This window comes from Rhodoferax sp., assembly GCF_028689305.1.
Taxonomy (GTDB): Bacteria; Pseudomonadota; Gammaproteobacteria; order Burkholderiales; family Burkholderiaceae_C; genus Rhodoferax.
Genome location: NZ_JAQTWM010000097.1, coordinates 1 through 12,091 on the forward strand (window position 1 = coordinate 1; position 12,091 = coordinate 12,091).

Below are 12,091 nucleotides of genomic sequence, written 5' to 3' on the forward strand. Positions count from 1 at the left end.
GGTTCGTGTTCCTTGTGGCCGGGTAGGTGGACTTTGCGGTACTTGGCGACGATCTGGCCGCTGCGGTCTACCAGGATCGAGGTGTTGTAGCGCACCGCACCGGTGGCCTCTTGCGCCAGCTCGGCGTAGCCCAGGTAGAAGCCCACGCCCAGCTCGCGCCCCAAATCAAACAGCGGCTGCGTGGCGGCGTTGGGCATGGAGCGCTCGAAGAAGCTGTTGATTTCAGCTTCGTCTTCGATGTACCAGCGTGGGAAGAAGGTGGTGAGCGCCAGCTCGGGGAAGACGATGAGCTGCGCGCCCACGGCGTGGGCCTGGCGCATGAGTTCACACAGGCGCACCACCACCTGGGCTCGGGTGTCAGCGCGTTGGATGGGGCCGAGTTGGCCGAGGGCAACGTTGAGGTAGCGTGGCATAGAAGGTGAGGGATAGAAGTTAGACAGGTCGGTTGGCCAGCGCCAGCACCACTTGCAGCAGCACTTGGGCGCCGCGTTGCAGATCGGCGGGGGTGGTGTGTTCGCGCACGTTGTGGCTCAGGCCACCCACGCTGGGCACAAAGATCATGGCGCTGGGGCAGATGCGGGCCAGCATTTGCGCGTCGTGCCCGGCCCCGCTGGGCATACGCTGGTAGCTGCAGCCCAGGGCTTGGGTTTGTTGCTCCACCAGATTCACCACCTCGGGGTCAAAGGCCACCGGCTCAAAGCGGGCCAGCGTGCGGTGGCTGATGCGCACGCCTTCAGCCTGCGCGGCTTGCTGGGCGTAGGCGTGTAACTCGCGTTCGGCCTGCGCCAGCGCGGCGCTGTTGGTGTTGCGCAGGTCGACGGTGAAGACGGCTTGTTGCGCAATAACGTTGACCAGGTTCGGGCTGAGCCGCACGGCCCCCACGGTAGCCAGTTGGCGGCCACCCAGGCGCTGGCTCAGCTCGCGCACAAACACCGCCACTTGCGCGGCGACCAGCGCGGCATCGTGGCGCAGCGCCATGGGGGTGGTACCGGCGTGGTTGGACTGGCCTTCTACGGTGAACTCGGTCCACGAGATGCCTTGCACCCCTTCGACCACACCGATCTGCAAGCCCAGCTGCTCCAGCACCGGGCCTTGCTCGATGTGCAGCTCCACATAGCTGTCCACCACCGGTGCACCCACCGCAGCCGTGCCTTGGTAGCCAATGCGTTGCAGCTCGGTTTGTACCGATACGCCATCGGCATCGCAGGTGCTCAATGCGTCCTGCAAGGGCAAGCCACCCACGTAGACCAGGCTGCCCATCATGTCGGGCTGAAAGCGTGCGCCTTCTTCGTTGGTGAACACGGCCACCGCCAACGGGCGGCGGGGCTGGATGCCGGCCTCGCGCAGCGTGGCAATCACTTCCAGACCAGACAGCACGCCGTAGTTGCCGTCATATAGGCCGCCGGTGCGCACGGTGTCGATGTGAGAACCCATCATCACCGGGGGCAAGTCCTCAGTGCCAGGGAAGAGGCCAACGATGTTGCCAATGGCATCCACCGTCACTTGCATGCCCAGTTCGCGCATGCGGGCCACCGTCCAGTCGCGGCCTTGGCGGTCAGCATCACTCAGCGCCAGGCGGTTGACACCACCACCGGGCAGCGCGCCGATCTGGCCCAGGGCCTGCAGGCTCTCCAGCAGGCGTGGGCCGTTGATCTGGGGAGTGGTCATGCCGCAGCCCCGTCCGCCAGCACCTGGGCGGCACTGCGGCCGACCAGTTGCTGGTACAGCGCGGGGTCGGTGTCGCCCTCGCTGCCAAACAGCAGCACGCGGCTGTCTGGCCCCAGGCCGAGCGCGCTGCGGGCGGCGCTGTCTTGCGCTGTGAGCAGGGCCGCAGCCAGGCCAGCCACAGCCGATTCACCAGCGACGATCACCGGGTCGCCGCCTTGCGGGCTGGCCAGCAGGCGCATGGTGTCCACGGCGGCGGCATCGGGGATGCTGCAAAAGGCGTTGGCCCCGGTGGCCAGAATCTGCCAGGCCAGCAGAGACACTTCACCACAGGCCAGACCGGCCATCAAGGTGTCCAGATCACCCTTAACGGCGGTCACCTCACCGGCGCGGGCGCTTTGCAGCAGGCAGTCGGCGCGTTCGGGCTCTACCACCACAAACACCGGGCGCTGCTCGGCGCTGCGCTCCCAGAAATAAGCGCACACCGCCGCCGCGAAACCGCCGACACCCGCTTGCACAAACACATGCGTGGGCCACTGCGGCTGGGCACACACGGCCTCATGCACCATGAGCTGGTAGCCCTGCATCACGTCACGCGGCACGTCCATGTAGCCGGGGTAAGAGGTGTCGGAGATCACAAACCAGCCATTGGCTTTGGCATCTCGGTCGGCCTGCTGCACCGACTCGTCGTAATTGCCGCTGGTGCGCACCACCTGTGCACCGTAGCGTTCAATCGCGTCCTTGCGCCCTTCGCTCACCGTAGCGTGGATGTAGATGACGCAGCGGCAGCCCAGCATTTGTGCGCCCCAGGCGACGGATCGGCCATGGTTGCCGTCGGTGGCGCAGGTGACAGTGATGTCGGCGCAGGCCTGGCGCAGCACCGGGTCGTTTTGCAGATCGGCAGGGTTCACGTTGCGTTTCAAGCGCTGGCCGAGTTCGCGGCACAGCAAGCGGGCCACGGCATAGGCCCCGCCCAGGCCCTTGAAGCTGCCCAGGCCAAAGCGTGAGCCCTCGTCTTTGTAGTGGATGCTGGCGACACCGGCCGTGCGGGCCAGCGCCGGCAGAGCGCACAAGCGGGTCACGGCATAACCCGGCCAGGTGCTGATGACGGTTTGCGCCCGAGCCAGGGCGCTGGCGCTGAGCAGGGTGCTACGGTGTTCACCATAGGCCTCGTTGGCTTGAAAACGGGGGTTGGTCAGGAGAGTAAAGGGGTGTGGTGTCATGAGCGTGCTTGGGTTTAGAAAGAGGGTTCAAGGTCGTCCAGCTGCGCATGGACCTGTTCGATGGCGGCCATGCGCGCGCGGGCTTTTTTGGGGACCTGGGCCAGCGCGGTGGTGGCCAGGTAGTTGATGAGGCTGATGGCGCCCACGTAGGAGTTAAAAATGGCCTCGCCCTGCGGCGGGCAGATGAACAGGGCCTGGGCCCGAGCCGCCAGCGCCGACACGCGCGCATCGCTGACCAGCACCAGCGCAGCACCGGCATCGCAAACAATACCCACCACCTGGCTCAGGCGGCGCGTACGGCGGCGAAAGTCCATGGCCAGCAGCACATCGCCGCGCTGGATGTCGGCCAGCAGTTCGGCGTCTTCGCCCGCGCCCTGGTTAAGCAGGTGCACCTCGGTACGCAACTGCGACAACAGCGCCTGCGCGTAAAACGCGGCCATATAGCCATTGCGGTAGCCCACCACCCAGACCCGGCGCGCGCCCACCAGCAGCCGGGCGGCCTGCTGCACACTGGTATCAGTGACAGCATCGGCCAGCGCCTGCAATTGCTGGGCATCTTGCGCCATGTGCTGCTGCAAGGGGCTGGGGCGTGTGCCCTGCTGCGCCACGCGGCTTAAGGGCGAAGGCTGGGGTGTGCCCTGGCGCTGGTGCTGGCGAAAGGCCTGGAAATCGGCAAAGCCCAGACGTTTGAAAAAGCGCGCTGCACTGGCCTTGGAGACACCGGCCAGCGCCGCCAACTCGGTGGCGCTGTAGACCAGCAGGTCTTTTTCATGGGTCAGCAGCACGTCGGCCAGCTTGCGGTCCACCAAGGACAAGGCCTGGTACTGGGCCTGGATGCGCTCACGCAAAGCAAGGGGTTGGGTCATGACAAGGAGGTCGGTTGGTTTTGGTGCTTACCTCCCCAAAACAGGGCAAGTGCACCATCAAGAAACATATTTTTCATCAATTTCATTACAAGAAACAAATATTTCACATTCTCCAACATCTGTTCTGCAAGGGCAATGCCAGGTCAACCGGGTGGCACACATCTTGCGCAAGGTTTGATGTGTCCCACTTACCTTGAACAGGAACCTTCCATGAAATTCAAATTGCTTTCTACCTTGGCTGTTGTGTTGACCAGTGCTGTGTTGTCCGTAGCCACACCGGCCCATGCAGCGGATGATTCGCTGACCTCGATCCTGGCCAAGAAGTCCATCGCCCTGGGTGTGGCCTCCGACTTCCCACCCTATGGCTATATGGGTTCCGACTTCAAGCTGACCGGCGTGGACGTGGCCACGGCGCAGCTGATTGCCGACAAACTGGGCGTGAAGGCTGAGTTCGTGCCGGTGAGCACCCCCAACCGCATTCCCTACCTGCAGACCAAGAAGATCGACCTGATCGTCTCGGCCCTGGGCAAGAACCCTGAGCGCGAGAAGGTGATTGATTTCACCGTGGCCTACGCTCCGTTCTTCCAGGCCGTGTTTGGCCCCAAGGCATTGAGCATCAAGAGCTTTGACGACCTGGCCGGCAAGACCATTGCCGTGACGCGCGGCACGATTCAAGACGACGTGCTGCAAAAAGTGGCCCCGCCCACGCTGAAGATCCAGCGCTTTGAAGACGATGCCACAACCGTTGCCGCCTTCATCTCGCAACAAACCCAGTTGCTGGCCACTGGCGCCGCCGTGGCCGCGGCCGCCGTGCAGAAAAACCCGCAGGTGCAGGCCGAGTACAAGCTGCTGTTGAAAGACTCGCCCAACTTCATCGGCGTGCGCAAGGGTGAAACCGTGCTGCTGACCAAGGTCAACGAGATCCTGCGCGCCGCCAAGGCCGACGGTACGCTGGAGAAATACTCACAAAAGTGGCTGGGCCGCGGCACTGGCGTGCTGCCGGACTAATCGACGGCTACCTACGTACCACGCGCTGATGCAACATGATGGAATTCAACTTTGTCACCGTGCTGGAACAGTGGCCCATGCTGCTGCGCGGGCTGGGCCTCACCGTCACCCTGACCGCTTTTTCGGCGGTGCTGGGTGCGTTGCTGGGCACGGCCTGCGCCTGGGCGCGGCTGCATGGTGGCCCCATGCTCAAGCGGGTGGTGGGCGCCTATGTGGAACTGGTTCGCAACACGCCCTTCATCATCCAGCTGTTCTTTATCTTCTTCGGTCTGCCCTCGGTGGGGCTGCGCCTGTCGGTGGAGGTGGCCTGTGTGCTGGCCATGGTGCTCAACCTGGGGGCCTATGCCTGCGAGATCGTGCGGGCCGGCCTGCAGACCACACCCCGCGGCCAGCTGGAAGCGGCCATGAGCCTGGCGCTGACACCGTGGCAGACCTTCTCGCGCGTGGTGTTGCCGCCAGCCTTGGCGCGCATCTGGCCGGCGTTGGTGAGCCAGATCATCATCGTGATGCTGGGCTCGGCGGTGTGCGGGCAGATCTCGGCGGAAGAACTCTCGCAGGCGGCGAACCTGATATCGAGCCGCACCTTCCGCAGCTTTGAGTCCTACATCATCGTGACCGCCATCTACCTGCTGCTGGCCATCGCGCTGCGACAGTTGCTGTACTGGGTGGGGCCGCGCTTCATCTTCTCCAGCCGATAGGGAGCACACCACCATGGTTCAGTTTTCTCTATGGGACATCTTCACCTTTTTGCTCGGCGCCGTGCGCTGGACGGTGGCGCTCTCGCTGATCGCCTTCATCGGCGGCGGTCTGGCCGGCATGGGGCTGCTCATGCTGCGCTTCAGCAAGCTGCGGGGTGTGGCCACGGCGGTGGCTTGGTACGTGCAAATCTTCCAGGGCACACCGTTGCTGATGCAGCTGTTTCTCGTCTACTTTGGTCTGGCGCTGCTGGGCATGGACACCTCACCGCTGGTCGCGGCCGCTATCTGCCTCACGCTGTATGCCAGCGCCTACCTGACCGAGATCTGGCGCGGCTGTGTCAACGCCATTCCCAAGGGCCAGTGGGAGGCATCGACCAGCCTGGCGTTGAGCTATGCGCAGCAAATGCGTTACGTCATCCTGCCCCAAGCCCTGCGCGTCGGCGTTGCGCCCACGGTGGGCTTTCTGGTGCAGATCATCAAGGGCACGGCACTGGCATCCGTCATCGGCTTTGTCGAGCTGACCAAGGCCGGACAGATGATCTCCAACGCCACCTACCAACCCTTCCTGGCCTACACCTTTGTGGGTCTTCTGTACTTTGCCCTGTGCTACCCGCTGTCGTGGTGGAGCCAGCGGCTGGAAAACCGCCGCCTGGCCTGACCCATGACCGAAACACCATCATCCAATCCCCCGTTCGCCCTGGTTGACATCCGTGGCCTGCACAAGAGTTTTGGCCCCACCGAGGTGCTCAAGGGCATTGACCTGCAGGTGGGCCGCAAGGAAGTGGTCTGCATCATCGGCAAGAGCGGATCGGGCAAGAGCACGCTGTTGCGCTGCATCAACGGCCTGGAGAGCTTCGAGCGCGGCAGCCTGAGCGTGGATGGCCAGGCGCTGCAGCACGGCGACGCCAACGCCATGCGCGAACTGCGCCAGCAGGTCGGCATGATCTTCCAGAGCTTCAACCTGTTCCCGCACTTGAGCGCCGGGCGCAACGTGATGCTGGCCCCGACCCTGGTCAAGGACCTTCCCCGGGAAGATGCGAAAACCCGCGCCCAGGCCCTGCTGGCGCGTGTGGGCCTGGGGCATTTGTTTGACCGCATGCCAGACCAACTCTCCGGCGGCCAGCAGCAGCGTGTGGCGATTGCCCGCGCGCTGGCCATGGACCCCACGGTGCTGCTGTGTGACGAGATCACCTCCGCGCTGGACCCCGAGCTGGTGGGCGAGGTGCTGCAGGTGGTGGAGATGCTGGCCAACGAGGGCATGACGCTGATCCTGGTCACGCACGAAATGGCCTTTGCCCGCAAGGTCAGCGACCGCGTGGTGTTCATGCACCAGGGCCTGATTCACGAGGCAGGCACGCCGGATGAGATCTTCAACCGGCCGCAGACGCCGGAGCTGCGGCAGTTTCTGGCAGCGACGGGGGACTGAGGCGTCGCCCCATCACCCAGCAATGGAACTTTCGACGTAGCGCGACAATGCACTGTTGCGATGGATCAGAAAATCACGTAACAAGGTCGCATAGTCTTTGTGTGCAGCACTGCGCACTGAAGGTCTGGACGCCAACGCGCGACGCCACGCCATCACCCGAGGCAGTTGGTTGAAAAAGCCGAAATCCTCAAAGGTTTCAAAGACATCAAAATAGCGCCATACCGGCCCAAACACCACGTCAACCAGACTGAAGCCTTCTCCCGCAAAGTAAGGGCCTTCGCCAAGTTCAACTTCGATCTGTTCCAACCGGCTGCGGATGTCCTGGGCACGTGCGCGCAAAGTGGTTTCGTCTGGCGCGTTATAGAACGCACCAATCGCGTTAAGGAGCGCAGAACCGAATTCCATCCAGCCACGATGCCTGGCACGTACCAATGCGTCCTCAGGATGCAGACGTGGCTGAACCGTTTCGTCCAGGTATTCACAAATGACGGCAGATTCAAAAATCGGCTTGCCATCCACCAGCAGCACGGGCGTCTTGCCCAATGGCGAAATCTGCAGAAACCATGACGGCTTGTTGGCCAGATCAATGTCCAACCGCTCAAACACAATGCCTTTTTCAGCCAGCACGATGGCAGCTCTTTGGACGTAAGGACATAACCGGTGGCTGACGAGTGTGAGTGTCATGATCGTCTCCATTCAAAAACCCGGCAGTAAACGATCGCTGCGACGAAGGGCGTACACACCGTCCCCCATCAACCACAGCGCCAGGGAGCTTATCGCCAGAAACACCGGGTATTCCCAACCGCCATTGGTGCTTGTGAATACCCAGCCGTTTCCAAAATGCACCGAGGCTGCAGCCAGCATGACGGGTACCAGGGCCAATGACACCTGACGGGCATAAATGCCCAGCACCAGCGCCATGCCACCAGCCAGTTCCAGCCCAAACACCGGGTACGCCAGAAAACCTGGGAAGCCCACGGTTTCAAAAAAATGGGCGGTTCCCGGCAGGGTAAAAACAAGCCATTTCAGCAAAGCGTGGGCGATCCACATGACACCCAAGCTGACTCGAAGCATCGTGATACCTAAAAGAGTGGGAACAAAAGATGGGTTTGACTGCATGCCATTTCTCCATTGAGTTGATGATGGTGTGAATGTATTATTTCGCTATTGCAATAACAATGACACTACTGCAAACCATGAATGCAACCATGCAATACAAACTAGGGGCAGCCGATTTGGAGGTCGTCCTGGCGCTGGTTCGCACCGGTACCCTTGCAAATGCCGGTGAACGACTTGGCGTCGACGGGTCCACCGTATTTCGCACATTGCAACGCGTGGAAAAAGGGCTGGGCCAACGCCTGTTCGAGCGCACCCGCTCGGGCTATCAGCCTGCTGAACTGGCCCAGGAGCTGGCCAGTCACGCGGAACAGATGGAGGTGCAACTGGAAGCGGCCCGCTCGGCTGCACAAATGAATCCCGGGCAGGTGTCCGGGACCGTCCGCATCACCAGCACCGACACCATCATGCATGGGCTGGTGGTTCCCTCCCTGCAACGCTTGCAGACCACCCATCCACTCTTGACCTACGACCTGCACACCGGCAACGAACTTGCCAGCCTGACCCGACGCGATGCGGATATTGCTGTCCGCGCCACCAGGCGCCCTCCCCCCCACTTGGTGGGAAAACATCTGGGCCCCATTCGTGTCGCCCTGTACAGCAGCACAAAGGGCGGCCCCAAACGATTTGATGGAGATGCCGCAGCAAACAGTCCGTGGGTCGCACCTGATGAGGCACTGCCAGACCATCCCTCGGTGGTCTGGCGCAAGAAACACTTCCCCAAAGTCAGTCCCACCTACCGTGTCAGCAGCATCCTGACGGTGGCCGAACTGGTGGCGCAAGGCGCAGGCATCGGGCTGCTGCCCATCTTCCTGGCACAAGACCGGAGTGATCTCAGGCAGCTCACCGCTGAACTGGATGAATGCCAAACAGAGTTATGGCTGCTGACACACCCGGAAACCAGGCACCTGCGGCGGGCCTCCGCGGTTTATGCCTTCCTGGCACAAAACCTCAAGCTGGCCTGAGACACATCGCTCAATCACATCACCCCTGGCAGATGCCCGACAATGCCGGACATCCCTCCAGGTTCACCGACGAACACCTCCTACAGGTCGATCCGATAAGCCACTGATGTCAAAAGAGAATTCTTCCCCCGCCCCCGCCGAGGCGCCGCTGGCCGCCCACACGCCGATGATGCAGCAGTACCTCGGTCTCAAGGCCAACTACCCCGACACCCTGCTGTTTTACCGCATGGGCGACTTTTACGAGCTGTTTTATGCCGACGCCGAAAAAGCTGCCCGCCTGCTCAACATCACCCAGACCCAGCGCGGCCAGAGCGCCGGTGCGCCGGTGGTGATGGCCGGGGTGCCGTTCCACTCGGTAGACACCTACCTGGCGCGGCTGATCAAACTCGGTGAGTCGGTGGCGATTTGTGAACAGGTGGGTGATGTCGCCACCGCCAAAGGGCCGGTGGAGCGCAAGGTTGTGCGGGTGGTCACCCCCGGCACGCTGACCGATCTGGAACTGCTCAGCGACAAGAGTGAAGCCATTTTGCTGGCCGTGCACCAGGGCCCGCGCCACCTGTGTGGCCTGGCCTGGCTGAACGTGACACAAGGCGTGGTGCATCTGGCCGAATGCCCGGCTGACGAACTGCCCGGCTGGGTGCTGCGGGTGAGCCCCGGCGAACTGCTGTTCAGCGCCGGCGCCACACCGGCGTTTGAGGCCCGGCTGCGCAACATGCCCACCAGCGGCGCGCTGTCGATCTCGGCCCGGCCCGACTGGCAGTTTGATGCCGGCCTGGGCCAGCGCACGCTGACCCAGCAGCTGCAGGCGGCCAGCCTGGCACCCTGGCAGGCACAAGAGCTGACGCTGGCCCACGCCGCCGCCGCCGCGCTGCTGGCTTATGCCGAACACACCCAGGGCCGGGCGCTGACCCACATCCACAGCGTGCGGGTGCAGCGCCAGGACGAGCTGATTGACCTGCCGCAGACCACCCGGCGCAATCTGGAGCTGGTGCAGACCCTGCGCGGCGACGACGCCCCCACACTGTTCTCGCTGCTGGACACCTGCATGACCGGCATGGGCAGCCGCCTGCTGAAAAACTGGCTGCTGACGCCGCGGCGCGACCGGCGCGAGGCCCAGCAGCGCCACAGCGCCATCGCCGCGCTGCGCGTCGGAGCCTGGGACAAACTGCGCCAGCAGCTCAAGGGCAGCACCGACGCCGAACGCATCACGGCGCGTATCGCGCTGCGCCAGGTGCGCCCGCGTGAACTCGTCGGGCTCCAGCAAACGCTACAAAAAGCAGAGCTACTCACGCCCACTATATCCGGGCTGGAGGCCTATTTGGCTCAAATTTCCGGGGATCTGCAGCCCCCGGCCGGCTGCGCCACCCTGCTGGGTCGCGCCATCGATACCGAACCCGCCGCGCTGGTGCGCGACGGCGGCGTCATCGCCAGTGGCTTTGACGCCGAACTTGACGAGCTGCGCGCCATCCAGACCAACTGCGACAGCTTTCTGCTGGACCTGGAAACCCGCGAAAAAGCCCGCACCGGCATCGCCAACCTGCGCGTGCAGTACAACAAGGTGCACGGCTTTTTCATCGAGGTGACACAAGGCCAGATCGACAAGGTGCCCGACGACTACCGCCGCCGCCAGACCCTGAAAAACGCTGAGCGCTTCATCACCCCCGAACTCAAGGCCTTTGAAGACAAAGCCCTGAGCGCCCAGGAACGCGCCCTGGCGCGTGAAAAATGGCTGTACGACCAGCTGCTGGACCAGCTCCAGCCCTTTGTCCCGGCGCTGACCCGGCTGGCGCAGGCGCTGGCCACGCTGGATGCCCTGTGCGCCCTGACCGAACGCAGCCTGACGCTGGACTGGTGTGCGCCGCAGTTTGTCAAAGAGCCCTGCCTGGACATCGAAGCCGGGCGCCACCCGGTGGTGCAGGCGCGGCTGGCCGAACTGAGTTCTGGCGCCTTCATCGCCAACGACACGCGCCTGGGGCCCAAGCAGCGCATGCAGATCATCACCGGCCCCAACATGGGCGGTAAATCGACCTACATGCGCCAGATTGCCGTGATTGTGCTGCTGGCCAGCATGGGCAGCTACGTGCCCGCCAGCAGTTGCCGCCTCGGGCCGATCGACGCCATCCACACCCGCATTGGCGCCGCTGATGACCTGGCCAACGCCCAGTCCACCTTCATGCTGGAAATGCTGGAAGCCGCGCAAATCCTCAACGCCGCCACACCCAACTCGCTGGTGTTGATGGATGAAATTGGCCGCGGCACCAGCACCTTTGACGGCCTGGCGCTGGCTTCAGCCATTGCCACCCAGCTGCACGACAAAACCCAGGCCTACACCCTGTTTGCCACCCACTACTTTGAGCTGACCGAGTTCCCTGCCACCCACCACGCCGCCATCAACGTGCATGTGAGTGCCGCCGAATCGGGCCGCGACATCGTCTTTTTGCACGAAATCCAACCTGGCCCAGCCAGCAAGAGTTACGGCATCCAGGTGGCACGGTTGGCCGGGATGCCCGCCGCCGTGCTCAACCACGCCCGCCACACGCTGGAAGCCCTGGAGCGCCAGGCCAGCGCCCATCAAGCCCAGGTGGATTTGTTCGCTGCGCCACCCGCTACTGAAACAATAGCTGCCAGCCCAGTAGAAACCTGGGCTAAGGCCCTCAATCCCGATGAATTGAGCCCGCGCGAGGCGCTGGAGGCGCTGTACCAGTTGAAGAAGTTGAGTGATCAGGGGTAACTGCCGCGTCAGTGCCCACCAGCCTCCCCCACCGGCAACGCCCACACATGCAATACACCCTCACACTCACTGACGTTGCGGACGAGGAAGTCCGCAAGTTAATTCTTGCGCCGCTGGTGGACTACAACGCGAGTCAGGTCGGCCCAAGCCAAGGGCGGCCTCTGGTCATTCAGGTGAAGGACCACACGAATGCTGTCATGGGTGGCCTCTGGGGCTACACAGGTTATGGCTGGCTGTTCACACAGCTGCTTGTCGTGCCAGCCGGGCTGCGCGGCCAGGGAGTCGGCACAACACTCATGCAACTGGCAGAAAATGAGTCCATCGCGCGCGGTTGTCACAGTGCATGGCTCGACACCTTTGAATTCCAGGCACGTGCGTTCTATGAGCGCCTAG

At 63.1% G+C, this 12,091-nt stretch carries 13 protein-coding genes; 7 read left to right on the plus strand and 6 right to left on the minus strand.

What is annotated here, in order from left to right; translation table 11 throughout:
* From PHW99_RS15715 to PHW99_RS15730, 4 genes are all read right to left on the minus strand, one after another.
* Positions 1-413, minus strand: a 413-nt coding sequence (locus PHW99_RS15715) for a nitrilase-related carbon-nitrogen hydrolase (RefSeq protein ID WP_300179657.1), incomplete at its 3' end; no start/stop codon positions are given.
* 19 nt (positions 414-432) lie between these two features.
* The gene (locus PHW99_RS15720; protein WP_300179659.1) at positions 433-1,668 is read right to left on the minus strand and encodes a Zn-dependent hydrolase; all 1,236 of its coding nucleotides are present in this window, start codon (positions 1,666-1,668) and stop codon (positions 433-435) included.
* A complete protein-coding gene (locus PHW99_RS15725) occupies positions 1,665-2,888 on the minus strand; it encodes a diaminopropionate ammonia-lyase (RefSeq protein WP_300179661.1) in 1,224 nt (407 codons plus the stop codon). Before PHW99_RS15725 ends, PHW99_RS15720 begins: the two co-directional genes overlap by 4 nt.
* Before the next feature lie 14 nt (positions 2,889-2,902).
* The gene (locus PHW99_RS15730) at positions 2,903-3,754 is read right to left on the minus strand and encodes a MurR/RpiR family transcriptional regulator (RefSeq protein WP_300179664.1); all 852 of its coding nucleotides are present in this window, start codon (positions 3,752-3,754) and stop codon (positions 2,903-2,905) included.
* Positions 3,755-3,964: 210 nt separating this feature from the next.
* Between PHW99_RS15730 and PHW99_RS15735 the strand changes: the two genes are divergently transcribed.
* The 4 genes from PHW99_RS15735 to PHW99_RS15750 are packed head-to-tail and all read left to right on the plus strand — an operon-like array spanning position 3,965 to position 6,886.
* On the plus strand, positions 3,965-4,762 hold the full coding sequence (locus PHW99_RS15735) for a transporter substrate-binding domain-containing protein (RefSeq protein ID WP_300179667.1): 798 nt from the start codon (positions 3,965-3,967) through the stop codon (positions 4,760-4,762).
* A 35-nt stretch (positions 4,763-4,797) separates the two neighbouring features.
* On the plus strand, positions 4,798-5,460 hold the full coding sequence (locus PHW99_RS15740) for an amino acid ABC transporter permease (RefSeq protein WP_300179669.1): 663 nt from the start codon (positions 4,798-4,800) through the stop codon (positions 5,458-5,460).
* 13 nt (positions 5,461-5,473) lie between these two features.
* A complete protein-coding gene (locus tag PHW99_RS15745) occupies positions 5,474-6,118 on the plus strand; it encodes an amino acid ABC transporter permease (protein WP_300179672.1) in 645 nt (214 codons plus the stop codon).
* Between the two features lie 3 nt (positions 6,119-6,121).
* Positions 6,122-6,886: an amino acid ABC transporter ATP-binding protein gene (locus tag PHW99_RS15750; RefSeq protein ID WP_300179675.1), complete on the plus strand. Its 765-nt coding sequence runs from the start codon at positions 6,122-6,124 to the stop codon at positions 6,884-6,886.
* A 12-nt stretch (positions 6,887-6,898) separates the two neighbouring features.
* Here PHW99_RS15750 and PHW99_RS15755 read toward each other — a convergent pair whose 3' ends face one another.
* Both PHW99_RS15755 and PHW99_RS15760 read right to left on the minus strand, forming a co-directional pair.
* Positions 6,899-7,570: a glutathione S-transferase family protein gene (locus PHW99_RS15755; protein WP_300179678.1), complete on the minus strand. Its 672-nt coding sequence runs from the start codon at positions 7,568-7,570 to the stop codon at positions 6,899-6,901.
* Positions 7,571-7,582: 12 nt separating this feature from the next.
* Positions 7,583-7,960, minus strand: coding sequence for a DoxX family protein (locus PHW99_RS15760; protein ID WP_300179681.1), 378 nt, complete (start codon positions 7,958-7,960; stop codon positions 7,583-7,585).
* A gap of 122 nt (positions 7,961-8,082) precedes the next feature.
* Between PHW99_RS15760 and PHW99_RS15765 the strand changes: the two genes are divergently transcribed.
* The 3 genes from PHW99_RS15765 to PHW99_RS15775 form a co-directional block, all read left to right on the plus strand.
* The gene (locus tag PHW99_RS15765) at positions 8,083-8,967 is read left to right on the plus strand and encodes a LysR family transcriptional regulator (RefSeq protein WP_300179691.1); all 885 of its coding nucleotides are present in this window, start codon (positions 8,083-8,085) and stop codon (positions 8,965-8,967) included.
* A gap of 106 nt (positions 8,968-9,073) precedes the next feature.
* Positions 9,074-11,698 (plus strand): DNA mismatch repair protein MutS, encoded by a 2,625-nt coding sequence (mutS, locus tag PHW99_RS15770; protein ID WP_300179684.1) that lies wholly within the window; start codon positions 9,074-9,076, stop codon positions 11,696-11,698.
* Positions 11,699-11,745: 47 nt separating this feature from the next.
* Positions 11,746-12,091: GNAT family N-acetyltransferase (locus tag PHW99_RS15775; protein WP_300179688.1), on the plus strand; the 346-nt coding region annotated here is incomplete at its 3' end.